21 protein-coding genes and 1 other RNA gene are annotated in these 21842 nt (G+C 61.5%); 18 read left to right on the plus strand and 4 right to left on the minus strand.

All coding sequences use genetic code 11. The annotated features are described in order from the left end of the window. The first annotated feature begins 261 nt into the window (after nucleotides 1-261). From petA to ACZ9IL_RS20055, 5 genes are all read left to right on the plus strand, one after another. Nucleotides 262-852 carry a ubiquinol-cytochrome c reductase iron-sulfur subunit gene (petA, locus tag ACZ9IL_RS20035; protein ID WP_476005019.1) on the plus strand — a complete coding sequence of 197 codons (591 nt, stop codon included), beginning with the start codon at nucleotides 262-264 and terminating at the stop codon, nucleotides 850-852. Nucleotides 853-854: 2 nt separating this feature from the next. Then, entirely contained in the window at nucleotides 855-2072 is a 1218-nt protein-coding gene (locus tag ACZ9IL_RS20040) for a cytochrome b (RefSeq protein WP_476005020.1), read from the plus strand. Continuing rightward, a complete protein-coding gene (locus ACZ9IL_RS20045) occupies nucleotides 2069-2803 on the plus strand; it encodes a cytochrome c1 (RefSeq protein ID WP_476005021.1) in 735 nt (244 codons plus the stop codon). The genes ACZ9IL_RS20040 and ACZ9IL_RS20045 overlap by 4 nt, the downstream gene beginning before the upstream one ends. 87 nt (nucleotides 2804-2890) lie before the next feature. Continuing rightward, nucleotides 2891-3520: a stringent starvation protein SspA gene (sspA, locus tag ACZ9IL_RS20050; RefSeq protein WP_476005022.1), complete on the plus strand. Its 630-nt coding sequence runs from the start codon at nucleotides 2891-2893 to the stop codon at nucleotides 3518-3520. After that, nucleotides 3517-3942, plus strand: a complete 426-nt coding sequence (locus tag ACZ9IL_RS20055; RefSeq protein ID WP_050718812.1) for a ClpXP protease specificity-enhancing factor — start codon at nucleotides 3517-3519, stop codon at nucleotides 3940-3942. The genes sspA and ACZ9IL_RS20055 overlap by 4 nt, the downstream gene beginning before the upstream one ends. Before the next feature lie 45 nt (nucleotides 3943-3987). Here ACZ9IL_RS20055 and dolP read toward each other — a convergent pair whose 3' ends face one another. The 4 genes from dolP to ACZ9IL_RS20075 are packed head-to-tail and all read right to left on the minus strand — an operon-like array spanning nucleotide 3988 to nucleotide 7274. Continuing rightward, entirely contained in the window at nucleotides 3988-4566 is a 579-nt protein-coding gene (gene dolP, locus ACZ9IL_RS20060; RefSeq protein WP_476005023.1) for a division/outer membrane stress-associated lipid-binding lipoprotein, read from the minus strand. Between the two features lie 4 nt (nucleotides 4567-4570). Then, nucleotides 4571-5161, minus strand: coding sequence for a D-sedoheptulose-7-phosphate isomerase (locus tag ACZ9IL_RS20065; protein WP_033132315.1), 591 nt, complete (start codon nucleotides 5159-5161; stop codon nucleotides 4571-4573). A 9-nt stretch (nucleotides 5162-5170) separates the two neighbouring features. After that, nucleotides 5171-5566: a YraN family protein gene (locus ACZ9IL_RS20070; RefSeq protein WP_476005024.1), complete on the minus strand. Its 396-nt coding sequence runs from the start codon at nucleotides 5564-5566 to the stop codon at nucleotides 5171-5173. Then, nucleotides 5484-7274, minus strand: coding sequence for a penicillin-binding protein activator (locus tag ACZ9IL_RS20075; RefSeq protein ID WP_476005025.1), 1791 nt, complete (start codon nucleotides 7272-7274; stop codon nucleotides 5484-5486). The genes ACZ9IL_RS20070 and ACZ9IL_RS20075 overlap by 83 nt, the downstream gene beginning before the upstream one ends. Before the next feature lie 199 nt (nucleotides 7275-7473). Here ACZ9IL_RS20075 and rsmI point away from each other — a divergent pair, with 199 nt between their 5' ends. The 13 genes from rsmI to murC all read left to right on the plus strand — a co-directional run bounded on the left by rsmI (nucleotide 7474) and on the right by murC (nucleotide 21783). Beyond that, the gene (gene rsmI, locus ACZ9IL_RS20080) at nucleotides 7474-8307 is read left to right on the plus strand and encodes a 16S rRNA (cytidine(1402)-2'-O)-methyltransferase (protein ID WP_476005026.1); all 834 of its coding nucleotides are present in this window, start codon (nucleotides 7474-7476) and stop codon (nucleotides 8305-8307) included. A gap of 167 nt (nucleotides 8308-8474) precedes the next feature. After that, nucleotides 8475-8861: RNase P RNA component class A (rnpB, locus tag ACZ9IL_RS20085), an RNA gene on the plus strand. A 444-nt stretch (nucleotides 8862-9305) separates the two neighbouring features. After that, nucleotides 9306-9764, plus strand: coding sequence for a division/cell wall cluster transcriptional repressor MraZ (gene mraZ, locus ACZ9IL_RS20090; RefSeq protein ID WP_033132318.1), 459 nt, complete (start codon nucleotides 9306-9308; stop codon nucleotides 9762-9764). After that, nucleotides 9765-10703, plus strand: a complete 939-nt coding sequence (rsmH, locus tag ACZ9IL_RS20095) for a 16S rRNA (cytosine(1402)-N(4))-methyltransferase RsmH (protein ID WP_476005027.1) — start codon at nucleotides 9765-9767, stop codon at nucleotides 10701-10703. Between the two features lie 2 nt (nucleotides 10704-10705). Continuing rightward, on the plus strand, nucleotides 10706-11020 hold the full coding sequence (gene ftsL / locus ACZ9IL_RS20100; RefSeq protein ID WP_476005028.1) for a cell division protein FtsL: 315 nt from the start codon (nucleotides 10706-10708) through the stop codon (nucleotides 11018-11020). Continuing rightward, complete coding sequence (locus ACZ9IL_RS20105; RefSeq protein ID WP_476005029.1) at nucleotides 11017-12780, plus strand: penicillin-binding transpeptidase domain-containing protein; 1764 nt, start codon at nucleotides 11017-11019, stop codon at nucleotides 12778-12780. Before ftsL ends, ACZ9IL_RS20105 begins: the two co-directional genes overlap by 4 nt. An 89-nt stretch (nucleotides 12781-12869) precedes the next feature. After that, complete coding sequence (gene murE, locus ACZ9IL_RS20110) at nucleotides 12870-14354, plus strand: UDP-N-acetylmuramoyl-L-alanyl-D-glutamate--2,6-diaminopimelate ligase (RefSeq protein ID WP_476005030.1); 1485 nt, start codon at nucleotides 12870-12872, stop codon at nucleotides 14352-14354. Next, entirely contained in the window at nucleotides 14351-15706 is a 1356-nt protein-coding gene (locus tag ACZ9IL_RS20115; protein WP_476005031.1) for a UDP-N-acetylmuramoyl-tripeptide--D-alanyl-D-alanine ligase, read from the plus strand. Before murE ends, ACZ9IL_RS20115 begins: the two co-directional genes overlap by 4 nt. Further along, complete coding sequence (mraY, locus tag ACZ9IL_RS20120) at nucleotides 15700-16782, plus strand: phospho-N-acetylmuramoyl-pentapeptide-transferase (RefSeq protein WP_476005032.1); 1083 nt, start codon at nucleotides 15700-15702, stop codon at nucleotides 16780-16782. Before ACZ9IL_RS20115 ends, mraY begins: the two co-directional genes overlap by 7 nt. A 3-nt stretch (nucleotides 16783-16785) precedes the next feature. Continuing rightward, entirely contained in the window at nucleotides 16786-18069 is a 1284-nt protein-coding gene (murD, locus tag ACZ9IL_RS20125; protein WP_476005033.1) for a UDP-N-acetylmuramoyl-L-alanine--D-glutamate ligase, read from the plus strand. Continuing rightward, nucleotides 18066-19250, plus strand: coding sequence for a cell division protein FtsW (gene ftsW, locus ACZ9IL_RS20130; protein ID WP_476005034.1), 1185 nt, complete (start codon nucleotides 18066-18068; stop codon nucleotides 19248-19250). Before murD ends, ftsW begins: the two co-directional genes overlap by 4 nt. Further along, a complete protein-coding gene (murG, locus tag ACZ9IL_RS20135) occupies nucleotides 19247-20332 on the plus strand; it encodes an undecaprenyldiphospho-muramoylpentapeptide beta-N-acetylglucosaminyltransferase (RefSeq protein WP_476005035.1) in 1086 nt (361 codons plus the stop codon). The genes ftsW and murG overlap by 4 nt, the downstream gene beginning before the upstream one ends. Then, nucleotides 20329-21783, plus strand: a complete 1455-nt coding sequence (gene murC / locus ACZ9IL_RS20140; RefSeq protein ID WP_476005036.1) for a UDP-N-acetylmuramate--L-alanine ligase — start codon at nucleotides 20329-20331, stop codon at nucleotides 21781-21783. The genes murG and murC overlap by 4 nt, the downstream gene beginning before the upstream one ends. The last annotated feature ends 59 nt before the right edge of the window (nucleotides 21784-21842 follow it).

Raw genomic sequence — 21842 nt, forward strand, 5'->3', positions numbered from 1 at the left:
CCTGGCAACTGCCAGGCTTTTTTTATTGGTAACATTACATACCCCAATGCTAACCACGCGTCACAAAAGACAAAAAATTGTGTATTTATTGTTTTTGCCCCTCGCTTCTCTTTCTTGTCAAATTGTTATCTTTTCTTTAAAATTTCCATGGTCTTTCTGTGTCAATTGCCACTCCGCTTCCGCAGCAGTTGTCATGGGGAGAGGAGATAGGAAACGGGGACACTATAAGAATGAGCGGAGTCCACATGGGAGAGTTTTTGGATGAGCAATGCGCCAGTTGATACCGGTCGCCGCAGATTTCTTACCTGGTCAACGGTTGCCGTTGGCGGAGTAGGAGCTGCTTTTACCGCAGTGCCGTTTATAAAGTCATGGAACCCGAGTGCCAAAGCCAAAGCGGCAGGGGCTCCGGTAGAAGTGGACATCAGCAAGTTGGAGCCGGGTCAGCTCATTCGCGTCGAGTGGCGCGGCAAGCCGGTCTGGGTGGTGAAACGCACCAAGCAGACGCTGGATGCCCTGGCAACACACGATGCCAAGTTGCGCGATCCTGCCTCCGATGAGCCACAGCAGCCGGATTACGCCCACAACGGTTACAGATCCATCAAGCCGGAGATCTTCGTCGCCGTCGGTATTTGTACTCATCTGGGTTGTTCTCCTTCTTATCTGCCAGACAGCTTCGGTGAGCAGGTGCAGGGAGTCACGTCCGGCTTCTTCTGCCCGTGTCATGGCTCCAAGTTCGACATGGCTGGTCGAGTGTTCCAGGGTGTACCTGCACCGCTGAATCTGGTCATTCCGCCATATCAATTTCTTAGCGACACCACCATTCTGGTCGGTGCCGATGGCAAGGAGGCCTGACCATGTTTACCAAACTGCTGGGCTGGGTTGATGATCGTTTCCCGCTCACGGCCATGTACAACGACCACATGGCCAAGTATCCGGCCCCCAAGAATCTGAATTTCTGGTACTTTTTTGGTTCCCTCGCCATGCTGGTGCTGGTCAACCAGATCATCACCGGCATCTGGCTGACCATGAACTACAACCCGTCGGCGGAGGGTGCTTTTGCTTCCGTGGAATACATCATGCGGGATGTGGATTACGGCTGGCTGCTACGCTACATGCACTCCACCGGTGCCTCCGCCTTCTTTGTCGTGGTCTATCTGCACATGTTCCGCGGCATGATCTACGGCTCTTACCAGAAGCCGCGTGAGTTGCTGTGGATCTTCGGCATGCTGATCTTCCTGGTGCTGATGGCGGAAGCCTTCATGGGCTACCTGCTGCCCTGGGGACAGATGTCGTTCTGGGGTGCCCAGGTCATCATCTCGCTGTTTGGCGCCATCCCGGTCATCGGTGACGATCTGACCCTGTGGATCCGGGGTGACTATGTCATCTCCGGCGCTACCCTGAACCGCTTCTTCGCGCTGCATGTCATCGCGCTGCCGCTGGTGCTGGTGATGCTGGTGGCCATGCACATCCTGGCGTTGCACGAGGTGGGTTCCAACAACCCGGACGGCATCGACATCAAGAAGCACAAGGACGAGAAAGGCTGGCCGCTGGATGCGGTGGCGTTCCACCCTTACTTCACGGTCAAGGACATGATTGGGGTGGCGGGCTTCCTGTTCCTGTTCTGCGCCATCATCTTCTTCAAGCCGGACATGTGGGGCTACTTCCTCGAGAAGCCGAACTTCGAGGTGGCGAACGGCCTGAAGACCCCGGAGCACATTGCCCCGGTCTGGTACTTCACTCCTTTCTACGCCATCTTGCGGGCGGTGCCGGACAAGCTGCTTGGCGTCATCATGATGGGCCTGTCCATCGTAGTGTTGTTCCTGTTGCCCTGGCTGGATCGCTGCAAGGTACGCTCCGTGCGCTATCGCAGCACCCTGCACAAGCTGAACATCGCTCAGTTCGTGGTCTGCTTCGTCATCTTGGGTGTGCTGGGCGTGCTGCCATCGACCCCGACGCTGACCCTGCTCGCGCAGATCTGTTCACTGGGGTATTTCGGGTTCTTCGTCCTGCTGTTCTTCTACAGCAAGAATGAAAATACCAAGCCGCTGCCGGAGAGGGTGACATTCAAATGAAAAGAATAATATTTGCAGTGCTGGCCCTGTTGCCCAGCCTGGCCTTCGCCTCCGGCAATGCTTTTCCGCTCGACAAGGCGGAGTACGATCTGAACGACAAGGTCTCCTTGCAGCGTGGCGCCACCACCTTTATGAACTACTGTGCGGGTTGCCACTCCACCCAGTACCAGCGCTACAACCGGGTCGCCGCCGATATCGGCATCCCGGAGGAGCTGATGCGGGAGAACCTGGTCTTCACCGGCGCCAAGATCGGCGATCTGATGAAGAGCGCCATGTCCGAGAAAGACGCGGCGCGCTGGTTCGGTGCACCGCCGCCGGATCTGACTCTGGTGGCACGGGTGCGTGGTGCGAACTGGATCTACACCTATCTGCGTTCCTTCTACGTGGATGAGACCCGTCCGTTCGGAGTGAACAATGCGGTATTCCCGTCCGTGGGCATGCCCCATGTGCTGGAGCCGCTGCAGGGAACGCCCCGCGCCGAGTTTGCAACTCACGAGGTCGATGGGCAGTCGGTGCAGCAGGTTGTCGGCATCAAATCTGACGGCAACGGTGAAATGAACAACGAAGAGTATGATCAGACGGTACTGGATCTGGTAAACTTCTTGGTCTACTCGGCTGAGCCGGTACAGCAGGAGCGCGAACGCATGGGCTTCTGGGTACTCGGATTCATCGTTATCTTCTTCATCTTCACTGTGCTGTTGAAGAAGGAATTCTGGCGCGACGTTCACTAAGCGACCAGATCAGGGTAATATGACGCACGGCAATGAGGTTCGAAATGCTTCATTGCCGTTTCTGCTTTTTAATGACGGGAGGGTTCAATGGCTGTAGCTGCCAATAAGCGTTCGGTAATGACGCTGTTTTCCGGTGCCAACGATATGTTCAGCCATCAGGTGCGTATTGTCCTGGCGGAGAAGGGTGTTAGCGTAGATATCTGCCAGGTTGATCCGAGCAACCTGCCGGATGAGCTGGCCGAGCTGAACCCGTACAACACTGTACCGACCCTGGTGGATCGCGAGCTGGCGCTGTACACCTCGCGCATCATCATGGAATATCTGGACGAGCGCTTCCCGCACCCGCCCCTGATGCCGGTCTATCCGGTGGCTCGCGGCAACAGCCGTCTGATGATGCATCGCATCGAGCTGGACTGGTACTCCCTGGCCGACAAGATCATGGCGGGCACTGACGTCGAGGCCGCTCGTAGCGAGCTGCGTGACAACCTGCTGGCCATTGCGCCGATCTTCGGCGAGATGCCGTACTTCATGAGCGAAGAGTTCGGTCTGGTCGACTGTTACATGGCCCCGCTGCTGTGGCGTCTGCCGAGCCTCGGCATCGACTTCACCGGTCGTGGTGCCAAGGAGCTGAAGGCTTACATGGTACGTCTGTTCGAGCGTGAATCTTTCCAGGCTTCCCTGACCGAAGCCGAGCGCGAGATCCGTGCCAGCGTATGAGTATGGAACCGACCATGACACCCAGTCGCCCGTATCTGTTGCGGGCGTTCTTCGACTGGCTGCTGGATAACGAACTGACCCCCCATCTGGTGGTCAACGTCAATATTCCCCATGTGATGGTGCCGATGCAGTTCGTGCAGGATGGCCAGATCGTCCTGAACATAGCACCCCGGGCCGTAGGCCAGTTTCACATGGACAATGAGGCTGTCAGCTTCAGCGCCCGTTTCGGTGGTGTGTCGCAGCAGGTCTATATCCCCATGGCGGCCATTCTGGCCATCCATGCCCGGGAGAATGGTGTGGGAACCCTGTTCCCGCCCGAGCCGGGTTATGATCTCTGGCTGGAGCAGGCCGAGGCGCCCGCCGAGCCAGAGCCGGAACCACCGCGCCCAAGCGGTCGGCCGACCCTGAAAGTCATCAAATAAAAAACGCAGCCAACTGGCTGCGTTTTTTATTTGATCCTCGCCGGCTTAGTTTTGGGCAAACTCGAAGGCCTTGATCACCTGCTTCACGCCGCTGACGTGGCGGGCGATTTCGACCGCCTGATCCCCTTCCTTGCGAGTGACCAGACCGATGAGGAACACCTCGCCATTCTCGGTCACCACCTTGACCTTGGTGCTGTCGAAGTCTTTGGTGCCCAGCATGTCGGCCCGTACCTTGGAGGTGATCCAGGAGTCGTTGCTGCGCACGCCAATGCTCACCGGTTTGCCGATCCGCAGCTCATTGTAGACATGACGCACCCCTTCGATGCGGCCCACGATCTTGCCCGCCTCCTGCTTGTAAGCATCGGACGGCGTCTGACCGACCAGCAGGACGCGGCCGTTGTTACTGTAGACACTGACCTTGCTGGCCGCATTCAGCTGCTTGTTGTCCGCCAGCAGATTGGCCGCCTTCAGCTCGATGGCCTGATCGTCCCATTGGGCGCCCAGGGTGCGGCGATCGCCGGTCGCCTTGGCGGTACCGGCGGCACCACCGACCACGACGGCGGCGCAGCCTTGCAGCAGCAGAGAACCGGCGAGCAGGCCAAGTACGAGAATATGCTTGTTCATGGTTTCAATCTTCCTGTTGCGGGAAAAGTGTCTGGTCGATGAGATCACAGAGGCAGTGCAGGGTCAACAAGTTCACCTCCAGAATGCGAGGGCGACGGGCCGACGGCACCCGGACTTCCACATCATTGGGACCGAGCAGGCCGGCGATCTCGCCGCCATCACCACCGCCGAGCACTATGATGGTCATGTCACGGGAGAGTGCGGCTTCGGCGGCCTTGATCAGGCTGCGGCTGTTGCCGGTGGTGGTGATGACGACCAGGATGTCGCCGGGCTGACCAAGAGCTCTGATCTGTTTGGAATACACCTCTTCGAAGCCGTGATCGGTGGCGATGGCACTGATGGTTGCCATATCGGGGGTGAGTGCCAGCCCCGGCAGGGAGGGGCGCGGCGTCTCGTAGCAGTTCACCAGTTCGGAAATGAACAGCTGAGCCAAGGCCGAGGAAGGACCGTTGCCGCAGGCCATCACCTTGTGGCCATTGAGCAGGCAGATGGTCAGCATCTGGGCCGCGGTGTGGATGGCCTCCGGCAGCGCCTCGGCAGCGGCTATCTTGGTCTGGATGCTTTCGGTGTAATTCTCTTTGATGGGATCAGTCATGGAGTCCTCTTAAAATGCGTTCTGGATCCAGTCTGGCTGGTCGCCCTCGAACGCGATCACATCGAATCGGCAGGCCTGACTGGCCTCGTTGATGGCATGTTGCTTGAAATAGTGGCGGGCGGCCAGCACGATCTTGTGCTGTTTGCGCCGGGTGACCGAGGCGGCGGCCCCACCATGGCTGGTGTGGGCACGATATCGGACTTCGACAAACACCAGAGTCTCCCCCTGGCGCATGATGAGATCGATTTCCCCCCCCCGGCAGCGATAGTTGCGAAGCACGGGTTGCAGGCCACGGGCCTGCAACCAGCGTTCAGCTACTTGCTCAAAGTGCTGTCCCTTGCTCATCGTTGCCGATGGCAACAGGTTCAACCACTGCTGGTGCAGTCTGGTCAGTAGCTTCTTCATGAGGGCTGCTCTCTGGCTGGGGCAGGGCGCTGTCGCTGACCAGCTTGCCATCCTGGTAGACGGCCCAATCCAGCATGCGCACTATGTTGCCATGGGGATCCACGCTCAGCTGCCCGCTCATGCCCGGTTGCTGCATGGCGTTGACCTTGCGCATCTGCTGCAGGTTGCCGGCCAGGCTGACCGCATCGTAGCCGAGGGCAAACAGACGCAGCAGGTCACCCTGGGTCTGTGGCCAGAGCAGGGCTATCTGCTCCCGCTCTTTCTCGTAGCCACCCAGCAGCAGCGGCATGTCGGCAATATGCATGCCGTTGAGCTCGGCGGCAACTTCGGTGGCCCCGCTGTCATAGCCTCGCGAGCTGCTGTAGATGGGCAGGCTGCCCATGGGATTGACCGAGATGTCCACGTAGGGCTTGATCATCCGGGTCTCCAGGCTGTTGGCGACCACATAGACGGCGTCGATGCTGCGAGGGGCGGCTTCGGAGAGCTGGACGATTTCTCCTGCCCGGGCGGTGGAACGACCGCTCAGGGCGTTCTTGACCATGCCCTGCACCTCGTTGCGTGCCCCGAAGGTGGCGACCACGGGTTTCTCCTGGCTGACGCCAGCCCAGGCTTGTTCGAACGCCTTGATGCTGCTGTAACCAATGCGGCCTTGCGCCGCGATCAGTAGCGGCTTGCGATAGCCCTGACCATAGAGGTACTGGGCGGCCTGGCTCGCGTCGGCGGCGGCGGAGAGGGAGAAGTAGTAGGTGTTGTCGTTGACGATGGGCTTGTCCAGCTCATTGAGGGCCAGCACCGGCACGGTCGGATTGGACTTGAGCAGCTCCTCGACCCTGTCCTTGAGCAGCGGGCCGATGATCATGTTGGCCCCCTCCTGGATCGCCTGTTTGTAGAGCTCCCCCATCGCCTTGCTCTGGGTGTCGTAGAAGTTCAGGGTGAATTGCCCCTGATTCTCCTTGTAGGACATCAGCATGCCGTTGCGAATGGCCGCGCCCTGCGCCTCCAGGTTACCGGAGAGGGGCAGGAAGACGGCCACCTGCTGCAGCGAGCCTGCGTCGCTGGCGGCCAAGTCACCCAGACCGGCTGGCATGTCGGTCTGGGCGGGGTGGTTCGGGAAGGTTTGCTTCCAACCCGCGAGTTGGCGCGCGAGTTGGCTGGGCTGGGCGCCAAATTCGTTCACCAGCGCGGCCAGTCGCAGCCAGCCGGTGGTCACGTCGGGGGCCGGGGCCTCTTCCAGTGCCTGCAGGGTGGACGGTGTCATGCTTTTGAGCAGCGACCAGATCTGCTGGTGGTTGGTCGACAGCTCATTCTGGGCCAGGTAGGGTTCCAGCAGGATCAGCGACTTGGCAGCCCCGAACTGGTTATTGATATTGAGCTGCAGCACCACGCGCTGGCGATACCAGTCCTTCTGGGTATCGGCATCGAGTGCCACCTCGGGCTTGCCCTCCAGCAGGATCAGCGCCTGATTGGCATTGCCCTGGGCCAGCAACAGGTGTGCTTGCAACAGTTGCAACTGCGCCTGCTGTACCGGGCTCTGACCCTGCTTCTGCAGTTGCTGATAGAGTGCCGCGGCCGGTTTGGCCTGGCCGAGCGCCAGGTAGCTGCGCGCCGCCATCACCTGCCAGGTGAAGGCTTCGGCCGGTTTGGCAGGGTCGACCTGCTCCAGATACCACTGGGCATTCTTGGTCAGATCCGAGAACGCCGATGGCATGCCCGGCTGCCCGGAAGATGGATTGGGCTCCGACGCACAGGCGGCGAGCAGTACTGCCGCGAGTAGGATGCCGAAGAGTCGTGATACACTTAGCTGCTTTGTAACCCGGTTCAAGTTCATTCCCCGACCAGTGTTGAAGTTCCCCATAGTGTAAACGGGCCAATATGGCGACACAATTGTCGGGACACTCGGAGATCCCATGAGTGACATCCCAACCCTGTATATAGTCCCCACTCCCATCGGTAATCTGGCGGATATCACCCAGCGTGCATTGAACATTTTACGCAGCGTCGATCTGGTGGCCGCCGAGGATACGCGTCATACCGGTATCCTGCTCAGCCACTACCAGATCTCGGTACCGACCTTCGCCTTGCACGATCACAACGAGCAGCAGAAGGCCGATGTGTTGATAGGCCGGATCAAGGAAGGCAAGAGCGTGGCCCTGGTGTCGGATGCGGGCACCCCCCTCATCAGCGACCCCGGTTATCACTTGGTCACCCGCTGTCGCGAAGCCGGGGTCAAGGTGGTGCCGTTGCCGGGCCCTTGCGCCGCCATTACCGCACTCTCCGCCGCCGGCCTGCCCACCGACCGTTTCGCCTTCGAGGGATTCTTGCCGGCGAAGGCCAAGGGGCGCGACGACAGGCTGCAGGCCGTCATCGAAGACACCCGTTCCCTGGTGTTCTACGAATCCCCGCGTCGGGTGCAGGACACGGTGGAAGCAATCGCCCGCATCCTGGGAGAGCGCCAGGTGGTGGTGTGCCGTGAGCTGACCAAGACCTTCGAGTCCATTCACGGTCTGCCCGCCTCCGAGATGCTGATCTGGCTCGGCGAGGACGATAACCGCTGCCGTGGCGAAATCGTGCTGGTGGTGGCCGGAGCCAGCAAGATCGATGAAGAGCTGCCTGCCGAGGCGCTGCGCACCCTGGGGCTGCTGGTGGCCGAGCTGCCGCTGAAGAAAGCCGCCGCCCTCACCGCCGAGATCCACGGGGCGAAGAAGAATGCGCTCTACAAATATGGCCTCGAGCATTACTGAGTCGTATAAAGGCGCGGAGAATCGACGTTGTAGCAGTGAGATAGGCTGCTGGATGTATAAAAACTGGTGTAACTCTCTATCGAAATGTAGCCGTCAGCACCCTGAATGGACGTAAACGGCAATTGTCGGTTTACCCGGGGCTGTGGACAAGGCTATAATCCGCGCCCGGAGTCGGCTGGGCAATCGCTGCTTCGTCGTTGTGTCCCTCGGGACAGACGGGCGGAGGGGAGGAAAGTCCGGGCTTCATAGGGCAGGGTGCCAGGTAACGCCTGGGAGGCGTGAGCCTACGACCAGTGCAACAGAGAGCAAACCGCCGATGGCCCGCAAGGGATCAGGTAAGGGTGAAAGGGTGCGGTAAGAGCGCACCGCGCGACTGGCAACAGTTCGTGGCACGGTAAACTCCACCCGAAGCAAGACCAAATAGGCCCCTATTGGCGCGGCCCGCGTTGGGGGGCGGGTAGGTTGCTTGAGCCAGTGAGCGATTGCTGGCCTAGAGGAATGATTGCTACCGGGGCAACCCGGAACAGAACCCGGCTTACAGGCCGACTCCGACCTATTCCTGAAGAGCCTTGCGATTTATCGCGAGGCTCTTTTTTATTACCGGAAAAATATGCTGCATGTGAGTGCAAGATATCTGGGTACTCTGAGGATGATGCAACCAGGTTGCTTTTAAAATCATGATATTACGGCCGAAGCGTGCATAGTTTCGGCATCAGAAATGGTCGTATTGAGGCGTCCGGGAGTATTCGATGGTCCTTCCACCTTGTTTATTTTTTAATTGATTTCAATTAATCGCTCTGTGGCTATCAGAAATAACTCGTGGAAAATCAACTCATTTAATCGGTAGTGTCCCAACGCTGCGTCAATATGTTCCCCATGCCCGAGATCCTTGCTTGAAAAGCCCTCAGCACGTCCTTAAACTTCAAGGTGGGGAAAAGTGGATCAAAGTGGTTTTATGGGGCAATCTGCCCCCTTAACTCACCTTCGGGGACTGCAATTTGTTGCGTGGCGCTCACGCCATCAGCCTGGACAGCAAAGGGCGATTGGCGATTCCGACCAAATATCGAGATTGGCTGCGCGACGAATGCGACGGCCAGCTGGTCTGCACCATCGACATCGCTCACCCCTGTCTGCTGCTTTATCCCCTGAACGAATGGGAAGAGATAGAGCGCAAGCTCAAGACGCTTTCCAGCACCCAGCCGGCAGAACGCCGCCTGCAGCGCCTGTTGCTCGGTAATGCCGTGGAGTGTGAACTGGACGGCAATGGCCGTCTGCTGCTCAGCCAGCCGCTGCGCAGCCATGCCGGATTGGACAAGAAAATCATGCTGGTGGGCCAGCTCAACAAGTTTGAGCTGTGGGATGAAGCCCGCTGGCAACAACAGATCAATGACGACATTCAGGGCCTGCCCGAGGATGACTGGGCAAGCTCACCACGACTACAGGATTTTTCTCTATAAATGACCCAAGCCGCTGAACACATCACAGTGCTGTTGCACGAAGCCGTTGAAGGGCTGGCCATCAAGCCGGACGGCATCTACGTCGACGGTACCTTTGGCCGGGGTGGTCACTCTCGTCTCATTCTCCAGCACCTTGGCCCGAACGGCCGGCTGATCGCCATCGACCGGGATCCGCAGGCCATCGCCGAAGCCGCCAAGATCCAGGATCCCCGTTTCGAAATCGTGCACGGCCCTTTCTCCGGCATCACCTCCTATCTGGATGCGCGTGGCTTGCTGGGCAAGGTTGATGGCTTCCTGCTGGATCTCGGGGTTTCCTCCCCCCAGCTCGACGATGCCGAGCGTGGCTTCAGCTTCATGAAGGACGGTCCGCTCGACATGCGGATGGATCCGACCAGCGGTCAGAGTGCCGCCCAGTGGCTGGCCAAGGCCGATGTGGACGATATCGCCTGGGTCTTGAAGACCTTCGGTGAAGAGCGTTTCGCCAAGAAGATCGCCCGCGCCATCGTCCACGATCGCGTCACCGAGCCCTATGTTCGCACCCGCCAGCTGGCGGAGATGATTGCCCGGGTCAACCCGAGCAAGGAGAAGGGCAAGCACGCCGCCACCCGCAGTTTCCAGGCCATCCGCATCTACATCAACAGCGAGCTGGACGAGATCGAAACCGCGCTGGACGGAGCCCTGCAGGCGCTGGCCCCCGAAGGACGGCTCTCCGTCATCAGCTTCCACTCGCTGGAAGACCGCCTGGTCAAACACTTCATCCGCAAGCACGAGAAGGGACCCGAGGTGCCGCGTGGCATCCCGTTGACCGAAGCCCAGCTCGCCGGCGGCCGCAAATTGAAATCGATCGGCAAGGCCCTCAAGCCTTCCGAGCATGAAGTCACCGAAAACAGTCGTTCCCGCAGCTCGGTGCTGCGGGTCGCCCAGCGTCTGGCGGACTGATCATGAGCGAGGTGCGCGTCCATCTGTCCAAAGAGATCGTCGGCGATCTCTGGCGTCACAAGCTGCAGATTGTGTTGGTCGTCGCTGTGCTGATCACCGCCTTTGCGGTGATCCTGGTGACCAACATGACCCGCGGTTTGACCGCCAAGCAGAACGATCTGATGGCGGAAGAGGATCGGCTCAACATCGAGTGGCGGCACCTGCTGCTGGAGCAAGGTACCCTGGCAGAGCACTCCCGGGTAGCGAGTCTGGCCATGGATAAATTGCAGATGGCTCGCCCGCTGGTGACCACCGAGAAGGTAATAACCCAACCATGACACGCAAGGTCGCCCCCAAGGCATCGACAAAGGACAAAGCCAAGGCTAAAGCCCCGTCACTCTACCCGTGGCGTTTTCGCACGCTGATATTTTTTATCGGTATCGCCTTCGCGGGCCTGATCCTGCGGCTGGCCTGGATCCAGGTGATCGATCCCGATCGCCTGCGTCAGGAAGGGGACATGCGTTCCCTGCGCACCACCTCCACCCAGGCCGTGCGCGGCATGATCACCGATCGCAACGGCGAACAGCTGGCGGTGTCGGTGCCGGTGGAGGCGGTCTGGGCCGATCCCAAGACGGTGCACGAGTCCGGTGCCATCCATAACGAGCGCGCCTGGCTGGCGCTCTCTGCGGTGCTCAAACTCGACATCAACACTCTCAAGCACCGTATTTCCAATCCGAGCAAGCGCTTCGTCTATCTGCAACGCCAGGTGACCCCGGCGGTGGCGGAATACATCAAGGGTCTCAAGCTCGGCGGCATCTACCTGCGGCCGGAGGCGCGTCGTTTCTATCCGACCGGCGAGATCAGCTCCCACCTGGTGGGGGTGACCAACATCGACGGCAGCGGGATCGAGGGGATAGAGCGCAGCTACAACGAGTGGCTGACCGCGACCCCCGGCGAGATGCGGGTGCGCAAGGACAGGCAGGGCCGGGTCATCGAACGGCTCGGACTGGTCAAGGAAGGCAAGAACGCCAACGATCTGCAACTGAGCATCGATCAGCGGGTGCAGGCACTGGCCTATCGCGCGCTCAAGCGGGCCACCGACGAGAACAAGGCCACCTCCGGCTCCATGGTGATGCTGGACGTGAAGACCGGCGAAGTGCTCGCCATGGTCAATACCCCCTCCTACAACCCGAACAACCGCGGTCAGTACCAGAGTTTCCGGGTACGCAACAGGGTGGTGACCGATACCTACGAGCCGGGTTCGACCGTCAAACCTTTGATCCTGCTCAGTGCCCTGCAGGCGGGCGTGACCAGCTGGAAGGACACCATCCAGGGCGGACCGCTGTTTATCGGGGCCAAGCAGATCCGCGATGTGAGTATTCACAAGGCGACCAACCTGTACGACATCCTGCGCTACTCCTCCAACATCGGCATGTCGCGCATCGCGCTGCGGATGCCGGCGCAGGAGATGATCAACACCCTCAGCATGGTCGGCTTTGGCATGGACACCGGCAGTGGCCTGATGGGCGAGAGCAGCGGCATGCTGCCCCAGCGTCGCCGCTGGTCCGACATCGAGCGGGCGACCCTGTCGTTCGGCTACGGCCTGCGGGTCACCCCGCTGCAGCTGGCTTCCGCCTACGCCACTTTGGCCAACAAGGGCAAGCGGGTGCCGCTCTCCATCATCAAGGTGACCACCCCGCCCAAGGGTGAGCAGGTCATCGACCACAACAATGCCACCGCCATGTTGCAGGCGCTGGAGTACGTGGTCAGCAACGCCATTCCGAAGGCGCAGATCCCGGGTTACCGGGTCGGCGGCAAGAGCGGTACCGCCAAGGTCGCGGTCGCGGGTGGCTACGGCAAGGACTACATGGCCTGGTTTGCCGGTTTCGCCCCGGCCAGCAACCCCCGTTTCGTCATGGTGGTGGTGATCAACGAGCCCAAGGGCAGCGCCTACTACGGTGGCGCCGTCGCGACACCGCCGTTCGCCGAGGCCATGGGGGGCGTGCTGCAGCTGTTCAACATTCGTCCCGATGCCATCCCCACGGCCGTTCCACCCAAGCTTGCCCGTACGGAGGCACCTCTTGCACCGCGCACTTAATCAGCCTCTGGCTTTCATCTGTTTCGGGGCGCATCCCATGTTGTGTCGCGGTGTGAACGCCTGCATTTCTGCCCATACGGAGGCCTCCCATGTTGCACCGCGCACTTGATTCATTGCTGCAGCCCCTCGGCCTCTCTGCCCCGGCGCTTCCCCTCACCGACATCCAGCTGGACAGTCGGCGAGTCGGACCTGGTTGCCTCTTCATAGCCATTCGTGGCCACCAGGTGGATGGCAGACGTTTCATCGAACAGGCGGTGGCTCAGGGAGCCGCCGCCGTCCTGTTTGAAGAGGATGGCGAATTTACTCCGCCGCCACTGACCGTGCCCTGTTTCGGCATCCCGGATCTGCCTGTCAGACTCTCCGAGCTGGCCGGTTATTTTTACGATCAACCCGCCCGCAAGCTGCAACTGGTCGGCATCACAGGTACCAACGGCAAGAGCACCACGGCCCTGCTGGTGGCGAACTGGCGCACCCTGCTGGGGGGCAAGGCCGGAGTGATGGGCACCATCGGCAACGGCCTGTTTGGTGAACTGGTGGAAGCACCCAACACCACGGGCAGTGCGGTGGAGGTGCAAGCCAACTTGGCAACTCTGCAAGGGCAGGGTGCGGACTTGGTCGCGATGGAAGTCTCCAGCCACGGGTTGGTCCAGCACCGGGTCGCGGCCCTGCCGTTTGCTGCCACCGTGTTCACCAACCTGAGCCGGGATCATCTGGACTATCACGGCACCATGGAGGCCTATGGCGCCGCCAAGGAGGAGCTGCTCAAGCTGGTGGACGAGCGGCATGCCGTCATCAACGCCGACGACGAGCTGGGTCAACGCTGGCTTGCCCGTTATCCCGCCGCCGTGGCCTTCGGGGTCAATGGTCCGATTGAAAACCATCCAGGGCGACAATTGACGGCGCAGGATCCCCGGTTCCACCAGCAAGGTTTTCACACACGCATTAACTCCAGCTGGGGGAATGGTGTATTATCCGCCCCCTTGCTCGGCCGCTTCAATGTCAGCAATGTGCTGGCGGCGATGGGCGCCATGTTGGTGCTCGGCTATGAGTTCGACGCCCTGCTGGCGACGGCCCCGAGCTTGCAAGCGGTGACCGGCCGCATGGAGTGTTTCGGCGGTGGCGATGCGCCCCTTGCCGTGGTCGATTATGCCCACACCCCGGATGCGCTGGAAAAAGCCCTGCAGGCCCTGCGGGTGCACTGCGAAGGCCGGCTCTGGTGCCTGGTGGGGTGCGGTGGCGATCGGGATCGCGGCAAGCGTCCCATGATGGCCGCCATGGCGGAGCAGTATGCGGATCGCGTGATCCTGACCGACGACAACCCCCGTACCGAGGAGCCGGCCCAGATCATGGCGGACATGGTGGCGGGTCTTGCCGATCCCGGCGCGGTGCAGATCGAACACGACAGAACCCGGGCGATCGCGCTGGCACTCGGTCAGGCGAGCAAACAGGACATCATCCTGGTGGCCGGTAAGGGTCACGAGGATTATCAGATCATTGGTACCGACAAGCGGCACTACAGCGACCGGGAAACCGTCGCGGCCGCCTTGCACACACTATTGGAGTCATTCAAATGATGACCCTCAGGCTTGCCGAACTGGCGCAGGCGCTCGATGCCCGTCTGATCGGCGGCGATGTCGAGATCACGGCGGTCAGCACCGACACCCGTACTCTGGGTGCCGGCGCACTGTTTGTTGCGCTGCGCGGCGAGCGCTTCGACGCCCACGATTTCTGCGAGCAGGCCGTAGCCGCCGGGGCCTCCGCCCTGCTGGTGGAACGTGAACTGCCGCTGGCCGTACCCCAGCTGATCGTGGCTGACAGCCTCAAGGGGCTGGGCCGTCTCGGCAAACTGGTGCGTGAGTGCATCAACCCCAAGGTGCTGGCGATCACCGGTAGCTGTGGCAAGACCACGGTCAAGGAGATGGCGACCGCCATCCTGCGCCACGAAGGGGAGGTGCTGGCCACCGCCGGCAACTTCAACAACGAGGTGGGGGTGCCGCTCACCCTGCTGCGTCTAGAGCCGCAACACCGCTTCGCGGTGCTGGAGCTGGGTGCGAATCACCCGGGTGAAATTTCCTGGACCACCTCCCTGGCCCAGCCCGATGCCGCCATCATCAACAACGTGGCAGCGGCCCATCTGGAAGGCTTCGGCTCCTTGGAAGGGGTGTTCCACGCCAAGAGCGAGATATTCGAAGGTTTGCGCGAGCAGGGCTCGGCCATCGTCAACGCCGACAACGAGTTCTGGCCCAAGTGGCAGCAGAAGGGCATTCACTGTGCCTTCTCCATCGAGGATCGGAACCAGCCGTTCCATGCCCGTGACATTCGTTTCAACGCAGAAGGCTGCGCCGAGTGCGTGCTGGTGACGCCGCAGGGAGAAGTGAGCCTGACCCTGGCCATTCCCGGCCGTCACAATGTGGCCAACGCCCTGGCCGCCACCGCCGGTTGCCTCGCGCTCGGTGCCTCGCTCGCCTCGGTCAAGGCGGGGCTGGAGCAGATGGCACCGGTCAAGGGCCGTTTCTGCGTGCAGCGCTGGGGTGGTCTCACCCTGGTGGATGACACCTACAACGCCAGCGTGGAGTCCGTGCTGGCCGGTATCGATGCCCTGACCGCCATGGGCGGCTACAAGGTGCTGGTATTCGGTGACATGAAGGAGTTGGGTGAGGAGTCCGCCGAGCAACACGCCCGGGTCGGACGCCACGCCAGCGAGCAGGGCCTTGACGCCGTGCTGACCGTAGGGGAACAGAGTCGTCACACCGCAGATGCCGCGGCTGGCCGACATTTCGATAACAAGGCATCGTTGTTTGAAGTGCTTGCGCAAATGATAAATACACATCAAGAAATTTCGATTCTGGTCAAGGGCGCCCGTGGCTCCCGCATGGAAGATATCGTGGAGATGGTCAAAGGCCGTCAGGAGTCAGCCTCATGCTAGTCTGGCTGGCAGAACTGCTCACCCCGCACTTCACCTTCTTCAACGTCTTCTCCTACCTGACGTTTCGCGCCATCCTGTCGATCATCACCGGTCTGACGGTGGCGCTCTGGATGGGGCCGCGCCTCATTCGTCGCCTGCAGATCATGAAGTTCGGCCAGGTGATCCGCAACGACGGTCCCGAATCCCACCTGAGCAAGAAAGGCACCCCGACCATGGGCGGCCTGATGATCATCGCGGCCATCTTCATCTCAGTGTTGCTCTGGAGTCGCCTCGACAACCCCTATGTCTGGCTGGTGCTGTTCGTGCTGGGTGCCTACGGCGCCATCGGCTTCGCCGACGACTACCTCAAGGTGGTGCGCAAGAACACCGACGGCTTGATCGCCCGCTGGAAGTACTTCTGGCAGTCGGCGGTCGCGCTGGCCGTGGCGGTGTTCCTCTACAGCACGGCCACTCACGATGGTCAGACCCAGCTGGTGGTGCCCTTCCTCAAGGATGTGATGCCGCAACTCGGGCTGATGTTCATCGTGCTGACCTATTTCGTCATCGTCGGTACCTCCAACGCGGTCAACCTGACCGACGGCCTGGATGGCCTGGCCATCATGCCGACCGTGATGGTGGCGGGGGGCTTTGCGCTGATCGCATGGGCCACCGGTAACGTCAACTTCGCCAACTACCTGCACATTCCCTATGTGCCCTACACCTCCGAGCTGGTGATCGTCTGTACCGCCATCGTCGGCGCGGGCCTTGGTTTCCTCTGGTTCAACACCTATCCGGCTCAGGTCTTCATGGGGGACGTCGGTTCCCTGGCTCTGGGCGGCGCGCTCGGTACCATAGCCGTGCTGGTGCGTCAGGAGTTCCTGCTGGTGATCATGGGCGGCGTCTTCGTGATGGAGACCGTCTCGGTGATCCTGCAGGTGGGATCCTACAAGCTGCGCGGTGTGCGCATCTTCCGCATGGCCCCGATCCATCACCACTATGAGAAGAAGGGTTGGCCGGAGCCGCGCGTCATCGTGCGCTTCTGGATCATCACTCTGATGCTGGTGTTGCTCGGTCTCGCTACGTTGAAGGTGAGATAAGCCATGGTCATCATCATCGGACTCGGTAAAACCGGACTCTCCTGCGTCGATTATTTCCTCGGCCGCGGCGTGACGCCGTTGGTGATGGACACTCGCGCCAATCCTCCCGGCAAGGAGCAACTGCCCGCCGAGGTGGAGCTCATCCATGGGCTGGATGCGGAGCGACTCAAACAGGCCCATATGATAGTGGCGAGCCCGGGTATAGCCCTGGCCACGCCGGAGCTCAAGGCCGCGGCCGAGCGCGGTATCAGGATCATCGGTGATATCGAGCTGTTCGTGCGCGAGACTCAGGTGCCCGTCATCGCCATCACCGGTTCCAACGGCAAGAGCACGGTGACCACGCTGGTGGGCGAGATGATCGCCGAGGCGGGCCTCAAGGTCGGGGTCGGTGGCAACATCGGCACCCCGGCGCTGGACCTGCTCAAGCAACCGATGGAGCTCTGCGTGCTGGAGCTCTCCAGCTTCCAGCTGGAGACCACCCACAGCCTGCGCGCTGCCGCCTCCGTGGTGCTCAACCTCTCCGAAGATCATATGGATCGCTACGCCGGCATGGCCGATTACCGCGCCGCCAAGATGGAGATCCACCAGCACTCCAAGCACATTCTAATCAACCGCGATGACCCTCAGACCCTGCCCGATGTGGGGGATGTGTGGCAGAGCTTCGGCCTCGACTGCAATGGCTACGGCCGCTGTGAGCTGGCTGGCCGCCACTGGCTGACCCTGCATGGCGAGCCGCTGCTGGCGGTGGACGAAATGAAGATCGTCGGTGCCCACAATCAGGCCAATGCCCTCGCGGCCATGGCCCTGTGCGATGCGGTCGGTATTCCCCGTGAGCCACAGCTGCGGGTGCTGCGCCGGTTCGAAGGCCTGCCCCACCGTGCCCGCTTCGTGCGGGAGGTGAATGGGGTGCGCTGGATCAACGACTCCAAGGCCACCAACGTGGGCGCCACTCTGGCCGCCGTGGCCGGGGTGCGCGAGTCGGTCAAGGGCCGCTTGCTGCTGCTGGCCGGTGGTCAGGGCAAGGGTCAGGATTTTGGTCCGGTGCAGGCGCTGCTCGGCAACCAGATCGACCATATGTATTGCTTCGGTCAGGATGCGGACGTGCTGCTCGCCCTGGGTGAGCAGACCGAACGGGTGGCCTCCCTCGATGCCGCCATCGCCAAGGCGGCGGCCGATGCCCGCCCGGGTGACTGGGTACTCTTGGCCCCCGCTTGCGCCAGTCTGGATCAATTCAAATCTTTCGAAGCGCGCGGCGATCGTTTCACCGAATTGGTACAAGCCCTATGAACGCTCTTCGCGTCGTCGCAGGCTTCTTGCAACGCTGGTTGTTACCGGCACGCCCTGCCGGTCTCTACGATCGGCAACTGGTGGTACTGGCGCTGGCGCTGATGTCGGTGGGTCTGGTGATAGTGGCATCCGCCTCCATTCCCGAGGGCATCGCCCTTGGCAACGATCCCTTCATGTTCGTCAAGCGCCACGGCCTGTTCCTGGTGATGGCGCTCGGCATCTCCTGGTTCGTGCTGCAGGTGCCCATGGCGCGCTGGCAGCAATACAACAGCCCCATGCTGTTGCTCGCCATCCTGATGCTGGTCTTGGTATTGCTGGTGGGACGCAGCGTCAACGGTTCGGTGCGTTGGTTGCCGCTTGGCCCCTTCAACCTGCAGCCGGCCGAATTCGGCAAGCTGGCGCTGTTCGTCTATCTGGCGGGCTATCTGGTGCGTCGCCAGAGCGAGGTGCGCGAGCGCTTCATCGGCTTCATCAAGCCCATGGCGGTGCTGTTCGTGGTGGCTATCCTGCTGCTGGCCCAACCGGATCTGGGCTCGGTGGTGGTGATGTTCGTGACTTCCCTTGGCATGCTGTTCCTGGCAGGGGCGCGGCTGGTGCAGTTCATCGGTCTCATCCTGGTCGGGGTGAGCGCCGTGGTGACCCTGATCATCGCCGAGCCGTACCGGATGCGGCGGGTGACCTCCTTCCTCGATCCTTGGGCCGATCCCTTCGGTAGCGGCTACCAGTTGACCCAGTCGCTGATGGCGTTTGGCCGTGGCAGTTGGTTTGGCGAGGGGCTCGGCAACTCCATCCAGAAGATGGAATACCTGCCGGAGGCCCACACCGACTTCGTGTTCGCCATTCTGGGCGAAGAATTGGGCTATGTCGGTGTGCTGGGCGCGCTCTTCCTGATCTTCGCGCTGGCGATCAAGGCACTCAAGCTGGGGCACCAGGCGCTGGTGGCCGAGCGGCTGTATGAAGGCTATCTGGCCATCGGCATCGGCATCTGGTTCAGCTTCCAGACCTTCGTCAACGTCGGCGCGGCCAGCGGCATGATGCCGACCAAGGGGTTGACCCTGCCGCTGGTCAGCTATGGCGGTTCCAGTCTCATCATCATGATGGTGGCGGTGAGCATGTTGATTCGTATCGATTTCGAGTTGCGCCAGGCCAGTGCCCAGGCGCGCGTGCGGGAGGTTTCGTGAGCAAGACGTTATTGGTGATGGCAGGCGGTACCGGGGGCCATGTGTTCCCCGGCTTGGCCGTGGCCGATCGCCTCAAGGCACAGGGCTGGACCGTTCACTGGCTCGGCACCGCCGACCGGATGGAGGCCGAGCTGGTGCCTGCCCACGGTTATCCCATCTCCTTCATCGACATTCAGGGGGTGCGTGGCAACGGCATCAAGCGTCTGCTGACCGCCCCCTACCGTATCGTGAAATCCGTGCTGCAGGCCCGTCAGGTGCTCAAGACCATCAAACCCGACGTGGTGCTCGGCATGGGGGGCTTCGCCTCCGGTCCCGGTGGCGTTGCCGCCTGGCTGTCCGGCATCCCCTTGCTGCTGCACGAGCAGAATGCCGCGGCCGGCATGACCAACAAGCTGCTGGCGCGTATTGCCAAGCGGGTGCTGATGGCCTTCCCCGGCGCCTTTGCGCCGAGCGCCCGCACCGCCGTGGTGGGCAACCCGGTACGCCCCGAAGTGGTGGCCCTGCCGGACCCCCAGCTGCGTAGCGAAGCCGAGCCATTGCGCCTGTTGATCGTCGGCGGCAGCCTGGGTGCCAAGGTGCTGAACGACGTGGTTCCTTCCGCCGTTGCCGCCGCTGGTGTGCCCATTGAGGTACGTCATCAGACCGGCAAGGGCAACAAGGACACTGTGGCAGCGGCTTATGCCCAACAGGGGGTCGATGCCGAGGTGAGCGAATTCATCAAGGACATGGCCGATGCCTATGCCTGGGCCGATCTGGTGGTGTGCCGCGCGGGAGCCCTGACGGTCTCCGAAGTCGCCGCCGCCGGGCTCGCCGCCATCTTTGTGCCGTTGCCCCATGCGGTGGACGATCACCAGACACGCAACGCCCTGACCCTGGTCGACGGCGGTGCGGCCGAATTCCTGCCCCAATCCGAACTGACGACGGCTTCCCTGGCCGCGCGTCTCTCCTGGCTCGCCGGGCGCAGGGAAACCCTATTGAACATGGCCCAGGCCGCTCGTCGCGTCGCCATTACCGACGCCGCCGAACGGGTTGCCGATGAGTGCAAACGCCTCGCAACTGGGCAGACTGAGAGAACACTATGACCAAGGTTGAACTGGCAAAACTGCGTACCGTGATCCCTGAAATGCGCCGGGTGCGCCGCATTCACTTTATCGGCATAGGTGGTGCCGGTATGGGCGGGATCGCCGAGGTACTTGCCAACGAGGGCTATCAGATTTCCGGCTCCGATCTGTCGCGCAATGCGGTGACCGAGCGACTGGCCTCCCTCGGCGCCCACATCTTCGTGGGGCACAGTGCCGAGCACGTGCACGAGGCGAGCGTGGTGGTGGTGTCGACCGCCATCAGGCAGGACAACCCCGAGCTGCTGGCCGCCCGCGAGCTGCGCATTCCCGTGGTGCGCCGTGCCGAGATGCTGGCGGAGCTGATGCGCTTCCGTCACGGCATCGCCATCGCCGGTACCCACGGCAAGACTACCACCACCAGTCTGGTGGCGAGCATCTATGCCGAGGCAGACAGGGACCCTACCTTCGTCATCGGTGGCCTGCTCAACAGTGCCGGCACCAATGCCCGCCTGGGCAGCAGCCGATACCTGATTGCCGAGGCGGATGAGAGCGATGCCTCCTTCTTGCATCTGCAACCCATGGTGTCCATCGTGACCAACATCGAAGCGGATCACATGGACACCTATGGCGGCGACTTCTCCAAGCTCAAAGCCACCTTCATCGACTTCCTGCACAACCTGCCGTTCTACGGACTGGCCGTGGTCTGTGTGGACGATCCGGTGATCCGTGGCCTGTTGCCCGAAATCGGCCGTCCGACCATCACCTACGGCCTGTCCGATGACGCCGACGTACAGGTGCTGGACTTCGTGCAGACCAGCCATCGCAGCCGCTTCCGGGTGCGCCGCAAGGATGCCGGGGAACTGCTGGTCACCCTGAATCTGCCGGGGGTACACAACGCCCTCAACGCCGCCGCCGCGATTGCGGTCGCAACCGAGGATGGCGTGGGTGATGAAGCCATCACCCAGGCGCTCGCCAAGTTCGAAGGGGTGGGGCGTCGCTTCCAGCAATATGGCGAATTCGAGACCGGCCGTGGCAAGGCCATGCTGGTGGATGACTACGGTCATCACCCGAGCGAGGTCAAGGTGACCATCAACGCCGCGCGCGCCGGTTGGCCCGAGAAGCGGCTGGTGATGGTGTTCCAGCCACACCGTTACAGTCGCACCCGCGATCTCTACGAAGATTTCGCCGACGTGCTCTCCAAGGTGGACGTGCTGGTGATGCTGGAGGTCTATGCCGCCGGTGAAGAGCCGATCCCGGGCGCCGATGGTCGCGCCCTGTGCCGCACCATCCGCTCTCGCGGCAGCCTGGAACCCATCTTTGTCGCAACGCCGGACGATGTGCCTGCGGTGCTGGCGGAGCTGATCGGTGAAGGGGATCTGGTGCTGACCCAGGGGGCGGGGAACGTCGGCGCACTGGCGCGCCGCCTCGGTGAGATGAAATTGAGCGTGGATAGCATGAAATCCGGTGCCTGAGGGCCCAATGAGTATTTTGACCGCCAAGCCGGGGCCTATATAATGGCGAACCGGTCTGC

It is taken from the genome of Aeromonas sp. TECH754, from assembly GCF_056279295.1.

Bases quoted from the DNA above. Each gene is read 5' to 3' on its own strand.
- petA (WP_476005019.1), top strand. From the start codon at position 262: ATGAGCAATGCGCCAGTTGATACCGGTCGCCGCAGATTTCTTACCTGG.
- ACZ9IL_RS20040 (WP_476005020.1), top strand. From the start codon at position 855: ATGTTTACCAAACTGCTGGGCTGGGTTGATGATCGTTTCCCGCTCACG.
- ACZ9IL_RS20045 (WP_476005021.1), top strand. From the start codon at position 2,069: ATGAAAAGAATAATATTTGCAGTGCTGGCCCTGTTGCCCAGCCTGGCC.
- sspA (WP_476005022.1), top strand. From the start codon at position 2,891: ATGGCTGTAGCTGCCAATAAGCGTTCGGTAATGACGCTGTTTTCCGGT.
- ACZ9IL_RS20055 (WP_050718812.1), top strand. From the start codon at position 3,517: ATGAGTATGGAACCGACCATGACACCCAGTCGCCCGTATCTGTTGCGG.
- dolP (WP_476005023.1), bottom strand. From the start codon at position 4,566: ATGAACAAGCATATTCTCGTACTTGGCCTGCTCGCCGGTTCTCTGCTG.
- ACZ9IL_RS20065 (WP_033132315.1), bottom strand. From the start codon at position 5,161: ATGACTGATCCCATCAAAGAGAATTACACCGAAAGCATCCAGACCAAG.
- ACZ9IL_RS20070 (WP_476005024.1), bottom strand. From the start codon at position 5,566: ATGAAGAAGCTACTGACCAGACTGCACCAGCAGTGGTTGAACCTGTTG.
- ACZ9IL_RS20075 (WP_476005025.1), bottom strand. From the start codon at position 7,274: ATGCCATCGGCGTTCTCGGATCTGACCAAGAATGCCCAGTGGTATCTG.
- rsmI (WP_476005026.1), top strand. From the start codon at position 7,474: ATGAGTGACATCCCAACCCTGTATATAGTCCCCACTCCCATCGGTAAT.
- rsmH (WP_476005027.1), top strand. From the start codon at position 9,765: ATGACCCAAGCCGCTGAACACATCACAGTGCTGTTGCACGAAGCCGTT.
- ftsL (WP_476005028.1), top strand. From the start codon at position 10,706: ATGAGCGAGGTGCGCGTCCATCTGTCCAAAGAGATCGTCGGCGATCTC.
- ACZ9IL_RS20105 (WP_476005029.1), top strand. From the start codon at position 11,017: ATGACACGCAAGGTCGCCCCCAAGGCATCGACAAAGGACAAAGCCAAG.
- murE (WP_476005030.1), top strand. From the start codon at position 12,870: ATGTTGCACCGCGCACTTGATTCATTGCTGCAGCCCCTCGGCCTCTCT.
- ACZ9IL_RS20115 (WP_476005031.1), top strand. From the start codon at position 14,351: ATGATGACCCTCAGGCTTGCCGAACTGGCGCAGGCGCTCGATGCCCGT.
- mraY (WP_476005032.1), top strand. From the start codon at position 15,700: ATGCTAGTCTGGCTGGCAGAACTGCTCACCCCGCACTTCACCTTCTTC.
- murD (WP_476005033.1), top strand. From the start codon at position 16,786: ATGGTCATCATCATCGGACTCGGTAAAACCGGACTCTCCTGCGTCGAT.
- ftsW (WP_476005034.1), top strand. From the start codon at position 18,066: ATGAACGCTCTTCGCGTCGTCGCAGGCTTCTTGCAACGCTGGTTGTTA.
- murC (WP_476005036.1), top strand. From the start codon at position 20,329: ATGACCAAGGTTGAACTGGCAAAACTGCGTACCGTGATCCCTGAAATG.